The sequence below is a fragment of the Streptomyces marianii genome (genome assembly GCF_005795905.1).
In the GTDB taxonomy this organism is placed as follows: Bacteria; Actinomycetota; Actinomycetes; order Streptomycetales; family Streptomycetaceae; genus Streptomyces; species Streptomyces marianii.
On sequence record NZ_VAWE01000001.1, the window covers coordinates 2068717 to 2092378 of the forward strand.

At 71.4% G+C, this 23662-nt stretch carries 15 protein-coding genes; 2 read left to right on the top strand and 13 right to left on the bottom strand.

Annotation, left to right across the window (positions count from 1 at the left end; genetic code table 11):
* Nucleotides 1-74: 74 nt before the first annotated feature.
* Together FEF34_RS09190 and nrdR are read right to left on the bottom strand one after the other, a co-directional pair.
* Complete coding sequence (locus tag FEF34_RS09190; RefSeq protein ID WP_138052712.1) at nt 75-2969, bottom strand: vitamin B12-dependent ribonucleotide reductase; 2895 nt, start codon at nt 2967-2969, stop codon at nt 75-77.
* Between the two features lie 162 nt (nt 2970-3131).
* Nucleotides 3132-3644 carry a transcriptional regulator NrdR gene (gene nrdR, locus FEF34_RS09195; RefSeq protein ID WP_138052713.1) on the bottom strand — a complete coding sequence of 171 codons (513 nt, stop codon included), beginning with the start codon at nt 3642-3644 and terminating at the stop codon, nt 3132-3134.
* A 517-nt stretch (nt 3645-4161) separates the two neighbouring features.
* Between nrdR and lexA the strand changes: the two genes are divergently transcribed.
* Nucleotides 4162-4956 (top strand): transcriptional repressor LexA, encoded by a 795-nt coding sequence (lexA, locus tag FEF34_RS09200; protein WP_138052714.1) that lies wholly within the window; start codon nt 4162-4164, stop codon nt 4954-4956.
* 158 nt (nt 4957-5114) lie between these two features.
* On the opposite strand, the gene FEF34_RS09205 is transcribed toward lexA, so the two are convergent.
* From FEF34_RS09205 to FEF34_RS09225, 5 genes are all read right to left on the bottom strand, one after another.
* A complete protein-coding gene (locus FEF34_RS09205; protein WP_138052715.1) occupies nt 5115-7115 on the bottom strand; it encodes an ATP-dependent DNA helicase in 2001 nt (666 codons plus the stop codon).
* A gap of 64 nt (nt 7116-7179) precedes the next feature.
* Nucleotides 7180-8979 (bottom strand): IucA/IucC family protein, encoded by a 1800-nt coding sequence (locus FEF34_RS09210; RefSeq protein ID WP_138052716.1) that lies wholly within the window; start codon nt 8977-8979, stop codon nt 7180-7182.
* 59 nt (nt 8980-9038) lie between these two features.
* A complete protein-coding gene (locus FEF34_RS09215; protein ID WP_138052717.1) occupies nt 9039-9833 on the bottom strand; it encodes a GNAT family N-acetyltransferase in 795 nt (264 codons plus the stop codon).
* A gap of 106 nt (nt 9834-9939) precedes the next feature.
* Entirely contained in the window at nt 9940-11925 is a 1986-nt protein-coding gene (locus tag FEF34_RS09220) for an IucA/IucC family protein (RefSeq protein WP_138052718.1), read from the bottom strand.
* Nucleotides 11922-13328 carry a diaminobutyrate--2-oxoglutarate transaminase family protein gene (locus tag FEF34_RS09225; RefSeq protein WP_234042344.1) on the bottom strand — a complete coding sequence of 469 codons (1407 nt, stop codon included), beginning with the start codon at nt 13326-13328 and terminating at the stop codon, nt 11922-11924. Before FEF34_RS09225 ends, FEF34_RS09220 begins: the two co-directional genes overlap by 4 nt.
* A gap of 302 nt (nt 13329-13630) precedes the next feature.
* On the opposite strand from FEF34_RS09225, the gene FEF34_RS09230 reads away from it, so the two are divergent.
* A complete protein-coding gene (locus FEF34_RS09230; protein WP_171052884.1) occupies nt 13631-14848 on the top strand; it encodes a trypsin-like serine peptidase in 1218 nt (405 codons plus the stop codon).
* A gap of 411 nt (nt 14849-15259) precedes the next feature.
* Here FEF34_RS09230 and hflX read toward each other — a convergent pair whose 3' ends face one another.
* From hflX to miaA, 6 genes are all read right to left on the bottom strand, one after another.
* Nucleotides 15260-16750, bottom strand: a complete 1491-nt coding sequence (gene hflX, locus FEF34_RS09240) for a GTPase HflX (RefSeq protein WP_138052720.1) — start codon at nt 16748-16750, stop codon at nt 15260-15262.
* Between the two features lie 255 nt (nt 16751-17005).
* Nucleotides 17006-18505, bottom strand: a complete 1500-nt coding sequence (locus FEF34_RS09245) for a M1 family metallopeptidase (protein WP_138052721.1) — start codon at nt 18503-18505, stop codon at nt 17006-17008.
* 124 nt (nt 18506-18629) lie between these two features.
* Nucleotides 18630-20744 (bottom strand): RelA/SpoT family protein, encoded by a 2115-nt coding sequence (locus FEF34_RS09250; protein ID WP_138052722.1) that lies wholly within the window; start codon nt 20742-20744, stop codon nt 18630-18632.
* 245 nt (nt 20745-20989) lie between these two features.
* A complete protein-coding gene (gene dapF, locus FEF34_RS09255) occupies nt 20990-21886 on the bottom strand; it encodes a diaminopimelate epimerase (protein WP_138052723.1) in 897 nt (298 codons plus the stop codon).
* A gap of 26 nt (nt 21887-21912) precedes the next feature.
* Nucleotides 21913-22374, bottom strand: coding sequence for a hypothetical protein (locus FEF34_RS09260; RefSeq protein ID WP_138052724.1), 462 nt, complete (start codon nt 22372-22374; stop codon nt 21913-21915).
* Nucleotides 22375-22479: 105 nt separating this feature from the next.
* The gene (miaA, locus tag FEF34_RS09265) at nt 22480-23418 is read right to left on the bottom strand and encodes a tRNA (adenosine(37)-N6)-dimethylallyltransferase MiaA (protein ID WP_138052725.1); all 939 of its coding nucleotides are present in this window, start codon (nt 23416-23418) and stop codon (nt 22480-22482) included.
* Nucleotides 23419-23662 lie beyond the last annotated feature (244 nt).

Genomic DNA, 23662 nt, shown 5'->3' on the forward strand with positions numbered 1-23662 from the left:
GTGTCCCTCCCCCGGATCCCACGCCCCGGGTTCGGCCGGCGCCGGGCGTCACACCCGGCGCGGGCCGCCCGGTGTCAGCTGCAGCCGCTCGTCGAGCCGCAGCCCTCGCAGATGTAGCAGGAACCCGCACGCTGCATCTTCGTGCCGCAGGAGAAGCACAGCGGCGCGTCGGCGCTGATGCCGAGCTGCATCTCGACCAGTTCCGCGGAGGTGTGGGCCTGCTGCGGGGCCGGAGTCCCGGCCTTCGGGGCGGAGACCGGCTTCAGGCTCTCCTGCTGGCGCGGGGCGGACTGGGCCAGGCCCTCGACGTCCACCTCGTCCTCGGCGGGCTCGTACGAACCCGTCTCCAGATGCCGCTGACGCTCCTCGGCCGAGTGGATGCCGAGCGCCGAGCGGGTCTCGAAGGGCAGGAAGTCGAGCGCCAGGCGGCGGAAGATGTAGTCGACGATCGACTGCGCCATCCGCACGTCCGGGTCGTCCGTCATGCCGGCCGGCTCGAAGCGCATGTTCGTGAACTTGGAGACGTAGGTCTCCAGCGGCACGCCGTACTGCAGGCCGACCGAGACGGCGATGGAGAAGGCGTCCATCATGCCCGCGAGCGTGGAGCCCTGCTTCGACATCTTCAGGAAGACCTCGCCGAGACCGTCGTCCGGGTAGGAGTTGGCGGTCATGTAGCCCTCGGCGCCGCCGACCGTGAAGGAGGTCGTGATGCCGGGACGGCCCTTGGGCAGGCGCTTGCGCACCGGGCGGTACTCGACGACCTTCTCGACCGCGGTACGGATGGCCTCCTCGGCCTTCTCGGCGATCTCCTGCTTCTCCTCCTCCTTCTTCTTGGCGGAGAGCGGCTGGCCGACCTTGCAGTTGTCCCGGTAGATCGCGAGGGCCTTGACGCCCATCTTCCAGGCCTCGAAGTAGATCTCCTCGACCTCCTCGACGGTCGCCGTCTCCGGCATGTTGACCGTCTTGGACAGGGCGCCGGAGATCCACGGCTGGATCGCGGCCATCATCCGGACGTGGCCCATCGGGGAGATGGCGCGCTCGCCCATAGCGCAGTCGAAGACCTCGTAGTGCCCGGGCTTCAGGCCCGGAGCGTCGATCACGTTGCCGTGCTCGGAGATGTGGGCGACGATCGCCTCGATCTGCTCTTCCTGGTAGCCGAGACGGCGCAGCGCCTGCGGCACGGTGCCGTTGACGATCTGCATCGAGCCGCCGCCGACGAGCTTCTTGAACTTGACCAGTGCGAGGTCCGGCTCCAGACCGGTGGTGTCGCAGGACATCGCGAGACCGATCGTGCCGGTCGGGGCGATGACGGACGCCTGCGCGTTGCGGAAACCGTTCTTCGCGCCGAGGCGGACCACGTCCTGCCAGGCCTCGGTGGCCGCGGCCCAGATCGGGGTGTCCAGGTCGTCCATGCGGACGGCCGTGCCGTTGGCGTCGGCGTGCTGCTTCATCACCCGCTGGTGCGGTTCGGCATTTCGGGCGTAGCCGTCGTACGGGCCGACGACCGCGGCGAGCTCGGCGGAGCGCCGGTAGGAGGTGCCCGTCATCAGCGAGGTGACGGCACCGGCCAGGGCGCGGCCGCCGTCGGAGTCGTACGCGTGGCCGGTCGCCATCAGCAGGGCGCCCAGGTTGGCGTAGCCGATGCCGAGCTGACGGAAGGCGCGGGTGTTCTCGCCGATCTTCCGAGTCGGGAAGTCCGCGAAGCAGATGGAGATGTCCATCGCCGTGATGACGAGTTCGACGACCTTCTGGAAGCGCTCGACGTCGAAGGACTGGTTGCCCCTGCCGTCGTCCTTCAGGAACTTCATCAGGTTCAGCGAGGCCAGGTTGCAGGACGTGTTGTCCAGGTGCATGTACTCGCTGCACGGGTTCGAGCCGTTGATCCGGCCCGACTCGGGGCAGGTGTGCCAGTGGTTGATGGTGTCGTCGTACTGGATGCCCGGATCGGCACAGGCCCACGCCGCCTCGGCCATCTTGCGGAAGAGCGACTTCGCGTCGACCTCCTCGATGACCTCGCCGGTCATCCGGGCACGCAGGCCGAACTTGCCACCGGCCTCGACGGCCTTCATGAACTCGTCGTTCACACGGACGGAGTTGTTGGCGTTCTGGTACTGGACGGACGTGATGTCGTCGCCGCCCAGGTCCATGTCGAAGCCCGCGTCGCGCAGCGCGCGGATCTTCTCCTCCTCCTTGACCTTGGTCTCGATGAAGTCCTCGACGTCGGGGTGGTCGACGTCGAGGATGACCATCTTGGCGGCCCGCCGCGTCGCACCACCGGACTTGATCGTTCCGGCGGAGGCGTCGGCCCCGCGCATGAAGGAGACCGGTCCGGAGGCGTTCCCGCCGGAGGAGAGCAGTTCCTTGGAGGAGCGGATCCGGGAGAGGTTCAGACCGGCGCCGGAGCCGCCCTTGAAGATCATGCCCTCTTCCTTGTACCAGTCGAGGATCGACTCCATGGAGTCGTCGACGGACAGGATGAAGCAGGCGGAGACCTGCTGCGGCTGGGGCGTGCCGACGTTGAACCACACCGGCGAGTTGAAGCTGAAGATCTGGTGCAGAAGGGCGTACGCCAGCTCGTGCTCGAAGATCTCCGCGTCGGCGGGCGAGGCGAAGTACTTGTAGTCCTCACCGGCCTTGCGGTACGTCTTCACGATGCGGTCGATGAGCTGCTTCAGGCTCACCTCGCGCTGCGGGGTGCCGACCGCCCCGCGGAAGTACTTGCTGGTGACGATGTTGACCGCGTTCACCGACCAGAAGTCGGGGAACTCGACGCCACGCTGCTCGAAGTTGACCGAGCCGTCGCGCCAGTTGGTCATGACGACGTCACGGCGCTCCCAGGCCACCTCGTCGTACGGGTGCACGCCGGGTGTGGTGTGGACGCGCTCGATGCGCAGGCCCTGCCGGGCCGCGGCAGCCTTGGATCCCTTGGCGCGGGACCCTCGTGCCGGGCCGCTCGTCGTCTCTGTCATGCCGCCTCCCATATACGGGCAAAAACGCCCTGAAGTGCCCAGTTCTTCCCGTGGCACGGTCTCTGTCTGTCATCACGGACGCAGCGCCGTGCGCAGCACCCGTGACAGGTCTCCTCAGCCGCTCTGCGACCGAACCCCGCCCCGCCCCGCGGGGCCGTTCGATCAGTCGGCAGCCCTGGCGGGCTCGGGGACCTCGTGGGTCGCACCGGGCCCGCTCTCCTCTGCCGGTTGCCGCTGCTCGCGCAGCTCCGCGATGGCGGCCTCGAAGTCTTCGAGCGAGTCGAACGCTCGGTACACGGACGCGAAGCGCAGGTACGCGACGAGGTCGAGTTCCTGCAGGGGGCCGAGTATGGCCAGACCCACGTCGTGGGTGGTCAGCTCGGCGCTGCCGGTGGCGCGCACCGCCTCCTCGACCCGCTGGCCGAGCTGGGCGAGGGCGTCCTCGGTGACGGGCCGCCCCTGGCACGCCTTGCGCACGCCGGAGATGACCTTGTTGCGGCTGAAGGGCTCGGTCACCCCGCTGCGCTTGATCACCATCAGCGACGCCGTCTCGACCGTCGTGAACCGACGGGAGCAATCGGGGCACTGGCGGCGGCGCCGGATCGACGTGCCGTCGTCGGTGGTCCGGCTGTCGACGACACGACTGTCAGGGTGCCTGCAGAAGGGGCAGTGCATGGTTCCCAACCCTCCTCGACAGCACGACTGAACAGCCCCGCGGGGGCGCATCGGCCCCCTCGAAGCAGCCACAAGCATAGGCGATCGCTGCGACCTTGATGGACCGGGGACCACAACTTCTAGGCGGCTGGGACAATCCAACCACTAGATCTGGGGTTCGGCCCGCCAATCCCGCACCGGCGCGTGTCGCACCTCAGGAGCGCGCGCCCCGTGGCTCGCGGCCGCCGCCGGGCCGGCCACGAGATTACGGGAGGGGCCCGGCGCATCCGATTCCGGGGGCCGCGGTCGCCCCTTTCCGGCGTCCCGGATGACAGACTGGCGGTGGACAGCCCCGCGGCTCACACCCGGCCGCGAAGGCGGTCGCGACGACCCGGATCATCGGAGCGGCCGCCTATACACCCAGCCACATGCGAGCGTAAGGTGATCTGCGTTTTTTCACTCGAACGTGTGTTTGGCGCAACCTTTCGAAAGCAACTACCGTTGTCCAGCTAGGGAGACCATCTCGAGAGGGGCCGACGTGACCACCACCGCTGACAGTGCCACCATCACTGCCCAGGACCGCTCCCAGAACCGATTCGAGCCGGTGCATGCCATGAATGACGCAGCCACGACCCCGGAGGGCGCAGAGCCCGGGCGCCCCGCTCGTTCGCTGCCCGGTCGACCTCCAGGAATCCGCGCGGACAGCTCCGGCCTCACGGACCGCCAGCGCCGGGTCATCGAGGTCATCCGTGACTCGGTGCAGCGCCGCGGATACCCGCCGTCGATGCGTGAGATCGGCCAGGCGGTCGGCCTCTCCAGCACGTCGTCCGTGGCCCATCAGCTCATGGCTCTGGAGCGGAAGGGCTTCCTCCGGCGCGACCCCCACCGGCCGCGGGCCTACGAGGTGCGCGGCTCGGACCAGCCGGCCACGCAGCCCACGGACACCACGGGCAAGCCCGCCGCCTCGTACGTGCCGCTGGTCGGCCGCATCGCCGCCGGTGGCCCCATCCTCGCCGAGGAGTCGGTCGAGGACGTCTTCCCACTCCCCCGGCAGCTGGTCGGCGACGGTGAGCTGTTCGTCCTGAAGGTCGTCGGTGACTCGATGATCGAGGCCGCGATCTGCGACGGCGACTGGGTCACGGTCCGCCGTCAGCCGGTCGCCGAGAACGGCGACATCGTGGCAGCCATGCTGGACGGCGAGGCCACGGTCAAGCGCTTCAAGCGCGAGGACGGCCACGTATGGCTGCTCCCCCACAACGCGGCGTACCAGCCGATCCCCGGGGACGAGGCGACGATCCTCGGCAAGGTGGTGGCGGTGCTCCGGCGGGTGTGAGCACACTCCGTCGGCTCTGGCCGGGCCCCGGGACCCACTGCGCCGGTTCCGGGGCCCTGTTGCGTCCACAGGGGCCGCCCCGTCCGACGTCCCGTCGCAAGGGACGGCCCGCGCCGCCTCGCGGAGCGACCAGGCCCCTGTCCGCCTATCCTCCTGTCCTACTTCCCGTCCGCCCTCGCCGTCGCGTCGATGGCCGCAAGGGAGCGGCGCACCTGATTACGGTCCGTCGTGTACCAGAAATCGGGCAGTGACGCCTTCAGATAGCTCCCGTACCGCGCCATGGCCAGCCGCTGGTCAAGCACGGCGACCACACCACGGTCTCCCGTGGCCCGCACGAGCCGGCCGGCGCCCTGGGCCATCAGCAGCGCGGCATGGGTCGCCGCCACGGCCATGAATCCGTTCCCGCCAGCGTCCTCCACGGCCTTCTGGCGGGCGCTCATCAGAGGGTCGTCCGGGCGCGGGAACGGGATCTTGTCCATCACCACCAGCTGGCAGCTCGGACCGGGGACGTCGACTCCCTGCCAGAGGGAGAGCGTGCCGAACAGACAGGTCTTCGGATCAGCCGCGAAGTTCTTGATCAGCTCCCCGAGCGTCTCCTCACCCTGGAGCAGGATCGGGAACTCGGGGATGCGGGAACGCAGCTCCTCGGCCGCGAGCTGGGCCGCACGCATCGAGGAGAACAGGCCGAGCGTGCGGCCTCCGGCGGCCTGGATCAGCTCGGTGAGCTCGTCGAGCATGTCGTCCCGTCCGCCGTCCCGTACCGGACGGGACAGATGCTTCGCGACGTAGAGGATTCCCTGCTTCGGGTAGTCGAACGGCGAGCCGACGTCGACGCCCTTCCAGGCGGGAAGCTCCTCGCCCTCGGCGCCCTCGGGGGCCAGTCCGAGCGACGCGCCCACACCGTTGAAATCGCCGCCCAGCTTGAGCGTCGCCGAGGTGAGCACCACCGAGCGGTCGGCGAAGAGCTTCTCCCGCAGCAGACCCGACACCGAGAGCGGGGCGACGCGCAGGGACGCTCCGAAGCGGTCGTGGCGCTCGTACCAGACCACGTCGTACTCGGAGCCGTGGCTGATCCGCTCGGCGACCTCGTGGACGGACTCGACCGAGGCGAGCGCCTGCTTGCGGACGACGTCCTCGTCCTGGACGGACTTGTCGCGGGTGGCGCCCAGCGCCGAGATCACCGTGCGGGCGGCGTCGCGCAGCGCCAGCAGTGCGTACCCCAGGTCCTCCGGGATCTCCTCAAGGCGGCCGGGCAGCGCGAGCTCCATCAGCCTCTCGAAGCCCTCGGCGGCCGTCTGCAGCTGATCGGCCGCCTTCTCGTTGACCAGTCTGGCGGCGCGTCGCACCGCGCGGTTGACCTGACCGGGAGTGAGTTCGCCCGTGGCGACGCCGGTGACGCGCGAGACCAGTTCGTGCGCCTCGTCCACGATCAGCACCTCGTGCTGCGGAAGCACCGGGGCGCCCTCGATCGCGTCGATGGCGAGCAGGGCGTGGTTCGTCACGACGACCTCGGCGAGCTTGGCGCGCTCCCGCGCCATCTCCGCGAAGCACTCCGCCCCGTAGGCGCACTTGCTCGCGCCGAGGCACTCCCGGGAGGAAACGGAGACCTGCGACCACGCCCGGTCGGACACACCGGGGGTGAGGTCGTCCCGGTCGCCGGTCTCGGTCTCGTCGGACCAGTCGCGCAGGCGCGTCAGGTCCTGGCCCAGCTTGCTGGTGGGGGCGGCCGCCGAGGTGGGGTTCCCCATGCCGAAGGCCAGGGGAGGGTCGAAGAGCCCGTCCTCCTCTTCCTGGGGGACGCCCTCGTGGAGGCGGTGCAGACACAGATAGTTCGACCGGCCCTTGAGCATGGCGAACTCCGGCCTGCGGCGGAGCAGCGGATGCAAGGCGTCCACCGTCCGCGGCAGGTCCCGCTCCACGAGCTGACGCTGCAGCGCGAGCGTCGCCGTGGCGACCACCACGCGGTCCCCGTGGGCCAGGGCGGGCACGAGGTACCCGAGGGACTTGCCCGTGCCGGTGCCGGCCTGGATGAGCAGATGGGACCCGTCGTCGATGGCCTGGGAGACGGACTCGGCCATGGTGACCTGGCCAGGCCTTTCGACGCCGCCGACGGCGGCGACCGCTGCGTGGAGGAGCTCGGGGAGGGATGGCTTCGTCATAGACCGCCCACCCTACGGGGCGCCGCTGACAGTGCGTTCCGGTCCCGGCCGGAGCGCTGCGTCGTCACACGCTCAGAGGGTTGCGGACCGTCCCGTGGACGGCGGCGTGCGGGCGCTGGGGGCGGTCACGGTAGCCGTCGAGGTGGAGCCGGTTGCGGTTCAGGCAGAGGCGCTCGATACGCGGAGTGAGCAGGTCGAACAGCTCGTAGCGGTCCTTGAGCTCGGGGAAGCGCGACTGGTGGAGCAGGATCTCCGCACGGACGAGAGACCAGAACTCGGCCTCGGGTACGCCCAGTTGCTCCTCGCACAGCGGGGCGAGATGGCGGAACACCCCGACGAAGAGACCGGAGTGGATGAACTGGGTGAGGAAGGCGGGCTCCTCCGTGAGCAGGACCGCGCGCACGTCGTCGGGCATGGTGCCCAGTTCCGGCAGGGCCCTGGCGCTGACGTTCACGTCGTCGACGAAGTCCTTGATCGCGAGACGTACGGGCACGTCGTGGTCGTCGAAGACCACGATGGCGTTCTCGCCGTGGGGGGAGAAGACCGTGCCGTACCGGTAGAGGAAGTGCAGCAGGGGCGGGAGCAGGGCGGCGAAGAGGTGACGCAGCCAGGTGGCGGGGGCCAGCCCGGAGCGTTCGACCAGTTCGGCGGTGAAGGCGCGCCCCACGGGGTCGGTGTGCAGGAGCGAGGCGAGGGTGCGGGCCCGCTCCCCGGCGGGCAGCCGCAAGGGCTCCCGCCAGATGACGCCGAGCAGTTCCCTGTACTGGTACGGCACCTCGGGCAGCCGGTCGTAGTGCGGGTGCTCGACGGTGACCGAGGCCACCTCCCCCAGCAGGATCACTCCGCACTCGTCGCGGAGGAAGGGGTCGTGGTCGCGCAGTCCGTGGACCCATGAGGTGACGGCGGGCGCGGCGAGTGTGCGCTCGGTCGGCAGTCCCCGCCAGACGAGCGTGTTGAGCACGGACAGCGGGAGCTTCACGGTGTGCCGGTCGGGGCGGCTGGTGTTGAGGAAGGTGCGGATGGACTGCTGCGGAAGCCGCAGGTCGCCGTCCGTGGTGAGCGGGACGATTTCATCGCGGGCGATCGAGGGGGCGTAGAGGGGCAGCAGCACCTGGTCCCACTGCCAGGGGTGCACGGGCAGCAGGAGGTAGTCGGAGGGGTCGAGGCCGCGGTTCGTCAGCGTGGCGGTGAAGGCCCCGCGCACCGGAGCGTCGAGTTCCGCGGCGTAGAGGAGCTCGGGGGTGTCGAGTCCCCGCACGCCTCGGTAGGCGGCGAGGCGGGTACTGACGGCGATCCACGGAAGTCGGGCCGGATTCCGCGCCTCCGGGGCCCAGCGGGCGCAGTCCCGGGCGGAGAAGCCGAGGCGGCCCTTGTTGAGGACCAGCCAGGGATGGCCGGTCTGGTGGCCCTCCAGGGAGGCGTAGTCGAGGTCGGCGAGCCGGGCGGCGGGAAGTGCGGTGTGGTCGAGCCTGCAGTCGGCGGCCAGGGTCGTGCTCAGCTCGCGTACGAGGTGGCCGAGCGTGGCGCCGTCGAGCGCGAGGAGGTGGCGGGCGGCCGTCAGGAAGCGGAGCGGGTCGGTGAACGGGGTTCCGTCGCACCGGACGGAGTCGGGGTCGACCGTCCAGCTGCCGTACGCGCCGCGCCGGGCCCGGAAGGTGAGGTTCTCCCCTTCGTCGAGGCGGAGTGCGTAGCCGTCGTCGTGGCCCTGGGGCAGCGGCTCGATGATCTCTTCGTAGGCGAATTCACCGAGCGTCTTGGCGAGCAGACGGACGGACGCCCGTTGCCAGGCTTCCGGGGTGAGCTCGGCCGGCGCGAGCAGGGCGGACGGCTCGTCGGAGTCTGGGGTGGCAGGGGACTTCGGCACGGGGACTCCTCGGATGGAACCGATGCGGTTCGAGCGATGTACGTGAGGCAGCGGGTCGGTCACAGCACCTTGCTCAGCGCTCTGTCGCGGACCATGAGCGCGGCTCGCTTGTCGGGCAGGTCGACCTCGGCGGAGAAGCGGAAGCCGGCGCTGAGGAAGGCGGAGACGGAAGGGGTGTTGCGCAGGTCGGGCTCGGCGACCACGCGTCCGCAGCGGGGCCGGTGGTCGAGCACGTGATCGGCCGCGGCCCGGAGCAGGGTCGTACCGACGCCGCGGCCGCGGTCGGCGACGCCCCCGATGAGCAGGTGGATGCCGGTGTCATGGGGCCGGGCCGGGTAGTGGCGTGCGAGCGGGTCGAGGTCGGCGCGGTAGATCTCGAAGTAGCCCGTCGGCACACCGTCGAGCACGCCGAGGCAGGGGACGCTGCGGCCGTCCCCCGCCAGCTGACCGCCGAGGTGGGCCTCGGTGGCGGACTCCGGTCCTGCCAGCTCCCAGAAGGCCGCGACGGCGGGGTCGTTCATCCAGCGGCTGATCAGCCGCAGATCGCGTTCGATCCGGACGGGCACGAGTTGGAAGGAACCGATGGGGGTGGGCACGGCACCCCACTCGGAGAGGGCGTCCAGCAGGTCCTCGCCGGGGAAGGGCGCGTGGTCGGGGTGCTTGCCCTCGGGGCCCTCCCCGGGCGTCGCGGCCGGAGGGTCCTGGTCCACGGCCGTCCGGGACCCCGGCTGCCGGTCCTGTTCGAAGAGCTCCACGAGTTCCTCGGGCAGCCGCAGTTCGAGGGTGTCCTCCACCCCACCGCCGGCGGAGGGGGTGGTGCCGCTGGTGTCGGCGCTCGCGTCGGTGGGGGGCATGGGTGGCGCTCTCCTCTCGGCAGTTCGGACAGGTCGGTCGTCGGTGGTACCGGTCCCGGCCGGCCGGTTCCTCGGGAGACCGGACCTGCACCGGGACTGATGTCGTTCAGGAGTGGAGGGGGTTGGCGATGGTGACGTACACGGACTGGGTGTCGACGGGACCGACGAGCTCGTCGAGGCCGTGCAGCCGGGTGAGGAGATTCGCCTTGCAGCGCAGGGTGGGGTACTCCAGGAGCTGCGCGGGCAGCGGCGAGCCGAGGTGGCGGACGGAGTCGAGGAAGCGGCGGAAGGCGGCGACGAGCACGTGTTCGTCGGCGAGCCGTTGCGAGCCGAAGGCACCGACGAGACCGAGGACGTTGTTGATGCCGAGGTAGTAGGCGAAGCGTTCGTCCGTCACGGTGTCGTCGACGAAGGTGTCGCTGCGGATGCCGATGCCGGGAAGCCGGCGGTCGAGTTCGGCCCGGCGGGACTCGCGGAAGTAGTAGCCCTGGTTGTCGCGGTAGCGGCCGCCGGCGGGCCAGCCCTGCGGATCGATGATCACCAGGGTGTTCTGCTGGTGGGCTTCGAGGGCGACACCGGCCGTGGCATCGAGCCACAGCACCGGGCGCACGACCTGGTCGAGGTAGCGCAGGAACCACTCGGCGGCGACGGCACCGGTGGAGCGGCCCGTGCGGGCGGCGAGGCCGCCGATGACCTCGGCGAGGCGCGAGTGGCTGCCCGTACGGCCCGGCCAGGGCCGGGGAGCGGTGAGGCCCGCGAGGCAGACGGCGTCGTCGCCGGCGCCGAACGGGTTGTGCCGGATCATGACGTCGAGGCCGGGCAGCGGCGCTCCGTCCGGGGTGTCCACGGCGAGCCATGCGGGGTCGCGGACGATGTCGAAGCGGGGGTGCGCGGTCCGCCACTGTGCGCCCAGGCCGCTGCGGAGGAGGCGGTGGACCTCCACGCCTCGGTGGAGTTCCTTGCGGAGGTTCTCACGGCGGGAGTTGGTGATGCGTACGCCGAGCGAGAGCTTGAGCATGGCCGGTGCGCCGGGCTGATGCACGGTGCGGACGGACGAGGTGGGGTGCCAGGGTTCACCGGCGGGACCCAGGTCGTGGAGCAGTCCCGCGTCGAACAGCGCGGCCGCCTCGGGGCGGTGGGTCACTTCGCGGGCCTGCCAGGGATGCAGCGGCAGGGCAACGGTTCCGGGAGGGAGGGTGAGGTCCCCGGCGAGGCGGGAGGTGAGCTGTTCGGCGGGCACCGTGCGGCCTTCTTCGGTCCAGGCCGAGTCGCCGGACAGCACGTCCCGGTCGACAGCCAGCCAGTGGAGTGGGAAGGAGCCGTACAACTCCGGTGAGTAGAGCCGGGCTTCGGCGTCGGAGAGCCCTTCGCGGCTCTTGGGAGTGGGGTGGAGCGGATGGCCCAGGATCAGTGACTGCTCGGCGGTCAGAAAGAGGTCGGCTCCGTGCCGAGGGGCGGGGCGCCGCCGCCGGTCGTCGATGAAGCCGGCCGTACGGCGGACGGAGTCCGCGACGCGTCCGGCGAGGTCGACCGCTTCGGACCGGCGGCCTTCACCGTCCTTTCGCACACGGTTCCCGGATCCTGGTGCGCTGCCGTCGGCGCCCGGCTCACGGGTGAGGAGGACCGCGACGGTGACGGCGTCGGCCGGAGGTGCCTCCGCCGGAGCACCCTCCAGCAGGGGCCGTCCGAAACGGTGCCAGCCGGTGAGGGACCAGTGGAGGACGGGGACGAGCAGGGCGGTGCCGCTGGCCTGGAGCGGAATGCGCAAGGACCCCCCGGTGGGCCTGGGGAGGTCGTTCTCCCTGACCCAGCAGCGCAGGAGGTTCTCGACCGCTCCCGCGTCGGCGGCCGTCAGCGGATCGGGATGGTCGAGCGGGTCGGCCGCCGTGCCCGGCGCCGCTCCGGCGGGGGCTTCGGCCGGGCCCGGCCGGGGATCGGCGTCCTGCTCCCCGGACGCCCCTTCCGACTGCCGCGGTACCGTCGCCGGCTCGACCGTGAGGGGGACGGCCGTCGTCCCGTTGTGCCCCGAGTGGTGGTCCGCGGCGGGGCGGGCGTCGGGCTCTGGGGCGTCGGCAGCGGGGATGGGGTTCACGGGGACTTCCTTGTGGTGTCGTCCGGGATCACAGAGACGGCCCGGTGTCGTTGCGGCGGCGGTGCGCACACGGCCGCTTCCAGGGAGTCGGCGAAGCGGTCGAGGACCGCCTGGGCCTGTTCGTCGGTGAGCGTGAGGGGAGGCAGCAGACGGACGACCCCGGAGTGGCGTCCGCCGAGTTCGACGATGAGCCCGCGGCGGAGGCATTCCCGCTGCACGGCGGCGGCGAGGACGGGGTCGGCCGGCGGGACGTCGGCCTGCGGGTCGTCGACGTCGGGATTCACCAGTTCGACACCGATCATCAGCCCCCGGCCGCGTACGTCGCCGATGGACCGGTGGGTGGCGGCGAGGCCCTGGAGCTGCCCCAGCATGCGTGTGCCGAGGATTGCTGCCCGCTCCGCCAGCCGGTTCTCCCGTACGAAGGACAGAGTGGCCGCACCCGCCGCCATGGCGAGCTGGTTGCCCCGGAAGGTCCCGGCGTGGGCACCGGGCTGCCAGACGTCCAGATCGGAGCGGTAGACGATCACTGCGAGCGGGAGGGAGCCGCCGATGGCCTTGGACAGCACCATCACGTCGGGGACGATCCCGCTGTGCTCCACCGCCCAGAAGGCTCCGGTGCGGCCCACCCCCGTCTGCACCTCGTCGGCGATCAGCGGGATGGAACGGGACGCGGTGAGCTCGCGCATCCGCCGCAGCCAGCCGTCGGGGGCGGGGATCACACCGCCCTCGCCCTGCACAGGTTCGAGGATCATGCCGGCGGGCGTCGGGACACCGCCCTTGGGATCGTCCAGCAGGTTCCCGGTCCAGCGGGCGGCGAGCTCGGCGCCCCGTTCGCCGCCGACCCCGAAGGGGCAGCGGTAGTTCTGCGGATAGGGCAGCCTCGTCACCCGGACGTCCACCGCGCCCCCCGAGGCGTCGAGGGCCCCGGCCGTCATGCCGTGGTACGCGCCGGTGAACGCGAGCAGTCCGGTGCGGCCCGTCGCGGTGCGGACCAGTTTGAGGGCTGCTTCGACGGCGTCCGTGCCGGCCGGCCCGCAGAACTGGATACGGGCGTCGTCGGCGAGCGGCCGCGGCAGCGTGGCGAACAGTTCGGTGGTGAAGGCGTCCTTGACCGGAGTGGCGAGATCGAGGACGTGCAGCGGCGCTCCTGAGGCGAGCACCTTCTTGATCGCTTCCAGAACGACGGGGTGGTTGTGACCGAGGGCGAGGGTTCCGGCACCCGAGAGGCAGTCGAGATACCGCCGTCCGTCCGCCCCCTCGATCGTCAGCCCGCGGGCCCGTACCGGGACGATGGGCAGCGAACGGGCGTAGGTCCGTGCCGCCGACTCACGGAGCGACTGGCGGCGCAGGATGCCTTCGTGCGCGACGGGCTGTGCCGGCGGAGCGGGTTCGGTCACGGCCACGGTTGTTCGTCCTCCGACTGTCGCGGTTGTGTCGCGCCTCGGTACGACGGTCGACCGCCGCGGCACGACGGTGAACGCTGAAAGCCTGCGTCCCCCGTCCGTACCAACGACGCCGGAAGCGGAGGATCACGGTCATTCCGGAAGATCCTTGAGGCCGGGAACCACGGCCCTGCCGCTCACCGTCCCCAGCGGCACCGGCATAGTGGGGGGCCGCATTGCGGCACCGGCAGCGTCGCCGGGATGTGCGCAGGCAATCTCGTTCCGTACGCACGTAACTGATGAAGTCCCAGGGGGATCACCACATGCGACCCAATCGCCCGATCTTCGCCGCACACCGTGGGGGGAAGGCCGCTCGCAGGCCGATATTCGCGGCGGGCGCGCTCGCGGCCGCGCTCGCGCTGACGGCAACGGCCTGCGGCCCCGGCGAGGGCGACGCGGCGGACAAGCCCAGCGCCCCGGCGGCGGCCGACGGCGCCGCCGACGGGAAGATCACGATCCCGGACGATCTCAAGGACCGGCTCAAGGAGCACGGGATCGACCTGGACAAGTGGCGCAACGGCGAGTGGAAGAACTGGGACAAGGACACCTGGCTCCGCGAGGCCAAGGACTTCGTCAACCCGATCATCGAGGACCTCTGGGACCCGGACCGGATGCGCGAGGCCGAGGAGCCCGACAAGCCGGTCGAGGAGGAGGACATCTCCGGTGACGAGGGGGTCACCGACCCGACGCCGCAGCCGGTCGAGGCCGCGGCGGTCGCCGCGCCCTACCACGGCAACGCACCCGAGGCCGGGAAGGTCTTCTTCGACGGCCCCAAGGGCTCGATGGTCTGCTCCGCGACCGTCGTGAAGGACCCGGCCAACCCCGGCAAGTCCAACCTGGTGTGGACTGCGGGCCACTGCGTCCACGCGGGCAAGGAGGGCGGCTGGTACCGCAACATCGCCTTCGTCCCCTCGTACAACAACGGCGCGAAGACCTCCACCAAGGGGGACTCGAAGGAGCAGGTGGCCCCCTACGGCGTGTGGTGGGGCGACTGGGCGCAGACCTCCGAGCAGTGGATCTCGCAGGGCGCGTCCACGGGCGGCCGGGGCGCGCCGTACGACTTCGCCGTGATCCATGTGACGCCCGAGAAGGGCGCCAACGGCAAGTCCCTGGAGGAGACGGTCGGTTCGGCGCTTCCGGTCGACTTCAACGCTCCGGCCGTGCCGAAGGTGGGCAGCATGACGGCGACGGGCTTCCCGGCGGCGCCGCCGTTCGACGGCGAGCGGATGTTCCAGTGCGAGGACAAGCCCGGCCGGCTGTCGCTGAAGGCCGAGGAACCGACGATGTACCGCATCGGCTGCACCATGACCGGCGGTTCGTCCGGCGGTGGCTGGGTCTCGGCCGGCAAGGACGGCAAGCCCGCGCTGGTCTCGAACACCTCGATCGGCCCGGTGACGGCGGGCTGGCTCGCCGGCCCGCGCCTCGGCGAGGAGGCCAAGGGCGTCTACGACGCGGTCAGCAGGAAGTTCGCGGGGCGGTAGCCGTCTGCGGCCGCGGGGCCCCGGACTCGGCGAATTCGAGGGGCGGTTGCAACACTGCTGGTCAGCTGGCTAAGGGCTGTCCCGTAGGTTGGCGAGGCGCTCGGCTGGGGTTTCCCGGTCGAGCGTTTTGCGTGGGCGGCTGTTGGGCTCGGCGGCCACGCCGTCCAGGTGCCCGGACGTGCGACACGTTCCGGGCGGACCACACGCGGGACCGCTCCCCGGCGAAGGGAGCCGCACGACGACGAGCGAGAGGTTCGCGGGCAGGTGATCCGCCGGCCTTCGAGCCGCGCTGTCCGGCGCGAGGCCACGCCCCGCACCGAAGGGCACCGGAACACTCGCCCCGTGCTCCACGAAGGCCCACCCCTGCCGGGGTGGGCCTTCGTGGGGCGTGCCGTGCGGCCCGCGGACTGCTCAGCGCGTCGCCGGGACGTACGGCTCCAGCGCGGCCGCGAGTTCCTCGTGCACCCGCGCCTTGAGCAGCGTGCCCTCGGAGGTGTGCTCCTCCGACAGGACCTCGCCGTCGGCGTGGACGCGCGAGACGAGCGCTCCCTGCGTGTACGGCAGCAGGACCTCGATCTCGACCTGCGGGCGCGGCAGTTCGGCGTCGATGATCGCGAGGAGCTCGTCGATCCCCGCGCCCGTACGGGCCGAGACGGCGATGGCGTGCCGCTCGATGCGCAGCAGGCGCTGCAGCACGAGCGGATCGGCCGCGTCCGCCTTGTTGATCACGACGATCTCCGGCACGTCCACCGCGCCGACGTCCCGGATCACCTCGCGCACGGCGGCCAGCTGCTCCTCCGGTGCGGGATGCGAGCCGTCCACCACGTGCAGGATGAGGTCGGACTCGCCGACCTCCTCCATCGTGGAGCGGAAGGCCTCGACGAGGTGGTGCGGAAGGTGCCGGACGAATCCGACGGTGTCGGCCAGCGTGTAGAGCCTGCCGCTCGGGGTCTCGGCCCGTCGCACGGTCGGGTCCAGGGTGGCGAACAGCGCGTTCTCCACCAGGACACCGGCGCCGGTGAGGCGGTTGAGCAGCGAGGACTTGCCCGCGTTGGTGTAGCCGGCGATCGCCACGGACGGAACCCTGTGACGCTTGCGCTCCTGTCGCTTGATCTCGCGGCCGGTCTTCATCTCCGCGATCTCCCGGCGCATCTTCGCCATCTTCTCGCGGATCCGGCGCCGGTCCGTCTCGATCTTGGTCTCACCGGGGCCTCGGGTGGCCATGCCGCCGCTGCCGCCGCCCATCTGCCGGGACATCGACTGGCCCCAGCCCCGCAGCCTGGGCAGCATGTACTGCATCTGCGCCAGGGCCACCTGCGCCTTGCCCTCCCGGGACTTGGCGTGCTGCGCGAAGATGTCGAGGATCAGGGCGGTCCGATCGACCACCTTGACCTTGACGATGTCCTCGAGGTGGATCAGCTGGCCCGGGCTGAGCTCACCGTCGCAGACGACGGTGTCTGCCCCGCTTTCGAGCACGATGTCGCGCAGTTCGTTGGCCTTGCCCGAACCGATGTACGTGGCCGGGTCCGGCTTGTCGCGGCGCTGGATCACGCCGTCTAGCACGAGGGCTCCCGCCGTCTCGGCGAGGGCGGCCAGCTCCGCGAGAGAGTTCTCCGCGTCCTGGACGGTGCCGGAGGTCCATACGCCGACGAGCACGACGCGCTCGAGGCGCAGCTGCCGGTACTCGACCTCGGTGACGTCCTCGAGCTCGGTGGAGAGGCCCGCCACACGCCGCAGCGCGGCACGGTCGGAGCGGTCGAACTGGTCGCCGTCCCGCTCTCCGTCGACCTCGTAGCTCCAGGCGACGTCCTCTTCCATCAGGGCATCGGCCCGAAGGCTCTCGGTGCGGGTCGTCTCCGCGAAGCTCTGCGCGTCCTGGGAAGTGGATGAAGAGGAGGTCATTGGATCCTTACGTCGATGGAAAGCTGGTGCGGACCGTCATGCGCTCGGCATGCTCCCGCGACTGTCACAACGCGTCACGGCCCGGGAACATTCCCGGTCTGCCGCGTCCGGGCGGAGGGACCGGGCGGGTCCGTCCCCCTACCGGGGAGCCGTACCCGGCGACGCCGCCGACCTGTCGATGGTCCCACGGCGCCGCCGCGGCCGTCACCCCGGTTTTCCCACCGCTCCCCCGGGCTCCGGGAGGGGCGTGGAGACTCAGTGCTCCGCGGCGGGTGCGGCGTTCCGCTGGGCCGACGGGGCCTCACTGCGCCAGTCCGGGTGCCCGGGCATCCTGGGGGTCTTCGCCCCGTAGAGCCAGCCCCGGAAGAAGCCGTTCAGGTCGCGGCCCGAGACCCGCTGGGCGAGGGCGGTGAAATCCGCCGTCGTCGCCGTGCCGTCCCGGTGCTCGGCGACCCAGGCCCGCTCCAGGGTCTCGAACGCGTCCTTGCCGATCTCCTGTCGCAGTGCGTAGAGGACCAGCGCACTGCCGTCGTACACGATCGGCCGGAACAGCCCGAGCTGCCGGCCGGGTGCCGCGGGCTTCGGGGCGGCCGGGGGCCCGCCGGCGGCGCGCCAGCCGTCGGACCGCGTGTACGCCTCGCGCATCTGCTCCTCGAGCGGCTGCTCGGCGTGCTCCTCCGCGTACAGCGAGCCATACCAGGTGGCGTGCCCCTCGTTGAGCCAGAGGTCCGACCAGGTCCGCGGCGTGACGCTGTTCCCGAACCACTGGTGGGCGAGTTCGTGGACCATGACCGACTCGACGTACCACTTCGGGTACCGGGGGTCGGTGAACATCGACGTCTCGAAGAGCGACAGCGTCTGGGTCTCCAGGGCGAACCCGGTCTCGGCCTGCGCCAGGAGCACTCCGTACGTCTCGAACGGGTAGCGCCCGACCTTGTTCTCCATCCAGGTGATGTGCGCGGGGGTCTTCCTGAGCCAGGGCTCGAGCCGTGCCCGCTGCGCCGCGGGGACGACATCCCGGAGCGGCAGGCCGTGCGGGCCCTCGCGGCGGACGACGGCCGACTTCCCGATGCTGACCTGGGCCAGCTCGGTCGCCATGGGGTGCCGGGTGCGATAGACCCAGGTCCTGGTGGCGGGATTGCCGGCGGGCTTCGCGGCACCGGTCAGGGCGGTCGGGACCGTGAGGCCGTTGGCCACGGCGGTCAGCCCTGCCGGTGCCGTGATGCGGAAGGTGAAGTGCGCCTTGTCGGCGGGATGGTCGTTGCAGGGGAAGACGCGGTGGGCCGCGTCGGCCTGGTTGGCCATCGCCAGGCCGTCGGTCGTGCGCACCCAGCCGCCCGCCTCCCCGCCCATCGGATCACTGGTGTGGGTGACGGTGACGGCGAGCGGGGTGCCCGCGTCCACAGCCTGTCTCGGTGTGATCACCAGATCCTCGCCGGCGGTCGTGAACTCGGCACTGCTGCCGTTCACCTCGACCGCCCGTACGGTGCCGCTGGTGAAGTCGAGGTTGATCCGCTCCAGGCGTTTCGTGGCCCGTGCGTCGATCTTCGTCACGGCATCCAGCGGCCTGCTGTTGGTGCCCCGGTAGGTGAAGGCGATGTCGTAGGTGAGCACGTCGTACCCGGGGTTGCCCAGGTGCGGGAACAGCGGATCCCCGATACCCAGCGGTTCGGGGCCGGGCAGTACGGCGGCGACCAGCGTGGCCGAGGCGGCGACGAGCAATGCCGCCCGCAGGCGTCGTGAGGTGATCAGCATGTCATCACCGCTACCAGCGCGGGGAACGCGGACCGAGGCGGCTCGCTCCGCGCACACCCGAAAGGGGTCAGGCGCTCGGGGCAGCGCGGTCGCCCCGGGCCCGGAGGGGACGGCGGCGGGCGGCTCAGGCGGAGGCAGGGTGCTGGGCGCGGCTCACGTCGTACACCCCCGCCACCTCGCGCATCGCCCTCATCAGCGCGGGCAGGCCGGCGGCGTCCTGGAGCTGGAGCGTGTACGTGTGGCGTACGCGCTGTTCGCTGGGCGGCTCGACGGTGGCGGAGACGACCGCCGCGCCGACCGCGGCGATGGCCTCGGTGAGATCCGCGAGGAGGCGGGGCCTGCCGAACGCCTCGGCGACCAGCGTGACGCGGCACTCCGCCGCCCTGCCCCAGCGCACCTCGACCGGCTCCCGCCCCATGGCGCGCATGCGGGACACGCCCGGGCACCCACCGCGGTGCACGGTGACCGCGCCGCCGCGGACCGCGAATCCGGTGACCACGTCAGGCGGCACCGGGGTGCAGCATCCGGCGAGCCGGACGGTGGCGTCGGGCAGGCCGGGCGCCTCGGCCACGGCGTGCACGGCGGCGCGCCGGCCCCCGCCGGGGGACGCGGGCGCCCGGGGCGCGGCGGCCTGCGGCTTGGCGGCCTCGGGATGCTCGGCGAGCCAGCTGGTGATCGCGATCCGGGCCGCGGGCGTGCGGGCGTGGTCGAGCCAGTCCGGCGAGGGCCCGGAGGCGGCGTCCTGGGCGAGCAGCGGCTGAACCGTGTCGCCGTCTCCCAGCCGGGTGGCCAGGGCGGCGAGCCGGCCGTTGACACGGGCACCGACACAGGCGTGCGCCGCATCGCCGTACTGCGCGTAGGCGGCGTCCACACAGCTCGCCCCGGCGGGGAGACCGAGGGTGCCGCCGTCCGCGCGGAAGACGGTGATCTCGCGGTCCTCGGCGAGGTCCGCCTGCAGCGAGATCCAGAAGGTGTCGGGGTCCGGGGCCGACTCCTGCCACTCCAGCAGCCGGGAGAGCCAGCCCGGCCTGGTGGGGTCGGCCCGCTCGCCGTCCGCCCCGCCGGAGGCGTCGCCCGCGGTAGCGCCTCCGTCCGCGGTGTCCACCACCGTGTACGGGTTGCCGAGGGCGACGACTCCGGCCTCGGCGACGCGATGCATCTGGTGCGTGCGGATGAGGACTTCGGCCACGGCGCCGTCGGAGCCCGCGACCGCCGTGTGCAGCGACTGGTACAGGTTGAACTTGGGGGCGGCGATGAAGTCCTTGAACTCGGAGATCAACGGCGTGAAGCAGGTGTGCAGTTCGCCGAGGACGGCGTAGCAGTCGGCGTCCTCGCCGACGAGGACGAGGAGGCGGCCGAAATCCGTGCCGGAGAGCTCGCCGCGCTTGAGCCGCAGGCGGTGCACGGAGACGAAGTGCCGCGGCCGGACCAGGACTTCGGCCGGGATGCCCGCGTCCCGCAGGACGGCTCTGGCGCTCTCGGCGACGGCGGCCAGGGCGTCACCCGCGTCGGCGTTCTCCGCCACGAGCGCCCGGGTGCGTTCGTACTCCTCGGGGTGGAGGATCGCGAAGACCAGGTCCTCCAGCTCGGTCTTGAGCGCCTGGACGCCGAGCCGCTCGGCGAGCGGGATCAGCACGTCGCGGGTGACCTTGGCGATGCGTGCCTGCTTCTCGGGGCGCATCACGCCGAGGGTGCGCATGTTGTGCAGCCGATCGGCGAGTTTGATGGACATGACCCGGACGTCGTTGCCGGTGGCGACAAGCATCTTGCGGAAGGTCTCCGGCTCGGCGGCAGCGCCGTAGTCGACCTTCTCCAGTTTGGTTACGCCGTCGACGAGATAGCAGACCTCCTCGCCGAACTCCGCCCGCACCTGGTCGAGTGTCACATCGGTGTCCTCCACGGTGTCGTGGAGGAGCGAGGCGGTCAAGGTCGTCGTCTCCGCGCCGAGTTCGGCGAGGATCAACGTCACGGCGAGCGGGTGCGTGATGTACGGCTCACCGCTCTTGCGGAACTGCCCGCGGTGCGAGGACTCGGCGAGGACGTACGCCCTGCGCAGGATCGTCAGATCGGCCTCGGGGTGGTGGGCGCGGTGAGCCTCCGCGACATGGCCGATGGCGTCGGGGACCCGGTCCCGTGCTGTCGGACCGAGCAGCGCGGCTCTGCCCAGCCGACGGAGGTCGAGCCTGGGGCGGGCGCGTCGGCGGCTGGGAGCACCAGGGTTGGTGGCCTCTGCACTCATGGGGCACCTCCGGCAGCGTCGACCGGCGGTGGGCGGAGCAGGTGTGCCCTCCCTGCCGGTGCTTGATGCTACCGAGCCCACCACGTAGCCGAGTTCACCTCTCGCTCAGCGTGAATCGGATCACCCATTCGAGCGATGGTTCAGGCGATGTGCGTCCCATCGGCGGTTCGACCCGTGCTGGGGGGGGGAGGCGCCGGGGAGCGCGCTGCCGGAGGGCGGGGCCGCGGGGCGCGGTGGAGCGCCGGTCAGGCCGAGACCTCGAGCCAGGCGGGATCGATGTGGCCCTCGGCGACGATCACGGCGGGACCGGTCATCTCGATCTCGCCGTTCGGGTGCTCGGTGATCACCAGTCGGCCGCCCGGGAGATCAACCGTGTACGTGATGGGGGCACCGGTCACGGCCGGGTCGGCGCCGTCCCTGCGCGCCGCCGCGACGGCGACGGCGCAGGCGCCGGTGCCGCACGACCGGGTCTCGCCGGAGCCCCGCTCGTGCACCCGCATGGCCACGTGGCGCGGGCCCCGGTCGACGACGAACTCGATGTTCACTCCGTCCGGATACACCGAGGCCGGGGTGAACGGCGGGGCGGAGAACAGTCCGCCCGCGTGGCTGAGGTCCTCGACGAACGCGACCGCGTGCGGATTGCCCATGTTCACGTTCCGGGCGGGCCAGCTGCGGCCGCCGACGGTGACGGTGACACCGTCCTCGGGGAGCCGGGCCCGGCCCATGGCGACGGTGATGTCACCGTCCTTGTCGATGTGCGCCCGCTTGACGCCGCCGCGCGTGGCCACCGCGAGGTCACCGGCGCCGACGAGGCCCGCCCGCCGCAGGTAGTGGGCGAACACCCGCACTCCGTTGCCGCACATCTCGGCGATCGAACCGTCCGCGTTGCGGTAGTCCATGAACCACTCGGCCTCGCCCGCCAGGGAACGCGCCTCGGGGTGCGCGGCGGAGCGCACGACGTGGAGCAGCCCGTCGCCTCCGATGCCCGCGCGGCGGTCGCAGAGCGTGGCGACCACGGGGGCGGGCAGCTCGATCTCGTTGCCGGGGTCCGGGACGATCACGAAGTCGTTCTCGGTCCCGTGGCCCTTCAGGAAGGCGATCGGCGAGAGCGACGGCGTGTTCGGGGTGGCGTGGCTGGTCACCCGACCATCGTATGCGGTCCGGACACTCAGCGGAGCCGGGCCACCCGCCAGACGGCGAGGGCGACGAGCGCGGCGGCCACCACGACGTACAGGGCGATCACACGCCAGTCGGGGCGCTCCCCGGAGCTCCGCTCGGGCAGACCCGGCCAGGTGTGGCCGACACGGCGGGCGGCCATCATGCCCCAGCCCGCGGCGCAGCAGCTGATCAGGAGCCCGAGCATGGCGACCACCGCACCGCCGTCCCCGGAACCGAACGCGAGCGGGAACGCGAACATCAGCGAACCGACGGCGGCGAGGCCCACGATGGGCGCGAGCTGCCAGATCCTCAGGCGCCGGGGCGGTCGCAGCTCCACCTCGACCGCGCCGTCGGCTCCCGAGCCGTCCGCACCGTCCGCGAGCAGGTCAACGGTCTCGTCCGGGCCGTCGGGGCTCAGCCGGGACAGGTCGTTCCGTGCCCGCTGTTCTCTGTCGCGAGGGCCGGCCTCCATCGCCACGCACCCTCCCAACTCGGACCACTGGTCGATCGATGCTCGATGATGGCACGGCCCGAGGCACCGGAATGACGGCCGTGGCGTCCCGATGCCATCACGTGATCAGGCTGTAACCGGTCGTTCGACCAACGCGAGAGCGCGCCCCGGAAGTTCCCGGCGGTCCGCGGCGGCACCGCTCAGCCAGTGCACGCGCGGATCCCGGCGGAACCAGGAGTCCTGGCGGCGCGCGAAACGCTTGGTGGCGCGCACCGTCTCGGCGCGTGCCGCCTCCTCGGTGCACTCCCCCGCGAGCGCCGAGAGGACCTGCTGGTAGCCGAGCGCGCGCGAGGCGGTGCGCCCGGCCCGCAGCCCCTGGGCCTCCAGGGCCCGCACCTCGTCGACGAGACCCGCCTCCCACATGCGGTCCACCCGCAGCGCGATGCGTTCGTCGAGTTCGGGGCGGGCGACGTCGACACCGATCTGCACGGTGTCGTACACGGCATCGTGGCCGGGCAGATTGGCGGTGAAGGGCCGGCCGGTGATCTCGATCACCTCCAGGGCCCGGACGATCCGCCGGCCGTTGCTGGGCAGGATCGCACGGGCGGCGTCCGGGTCGGCCCCGGCCAGGCGCGCGTGCAGCACCCCGGAGCCGCGCTCCTCCAACTCGGCCTCGAGCCTGGCGCGGACCTCGGGATCGGTGCCGGGGAACTCCAGCGCGTCGATCGCACCGCGTATGTACAGCCCCGATCCCCCGACGAGGACGGGCGTACGGCCCTCGGCGAGCAGCCGGTCGATCTCCCCACGGGCCAGCTTCTGGTACTCGGCGACGCTCGCCGCCTCGGTGACGTCCCAGATGTCGAGGAGGTGGTGCGGAACCCCGCCGCGCTCCCCCTCCGTCAGTTTGGCGGTCCCGATGTCCATCCCGCGGTAGAGCTGCATCGAGTCGGCGTTGACGACCTCGCCGCCGAGCTGCCGGGCCAGATGGACGCCCAGATCGGACTTGCCGGCCGCGGTGGGACCGACGACGGCGATGACCCGCGGTGCGGGGGCTGCGCTTCTCACCGCCCCAGTCTCGCAAACGACCCCGCCCGTCCCCGAACGAGCTACGTGACGGCACCTGCACGGGGTCGTTGCCTGTTGCGAGGTTCCTGTCGCCGGTCACTGAACCGGCGCCGCCGGGGCGGAGCGATGGGACGCTCCGGACGGCGCGGAATTTCGCCCACACGAGTAGGCTATGGAGTAGATATGGGCGTTTTTGCAAGGTTTCGCCGGAAGGCCAAAGGGGCTGTGGCGGCATCGACCGAGG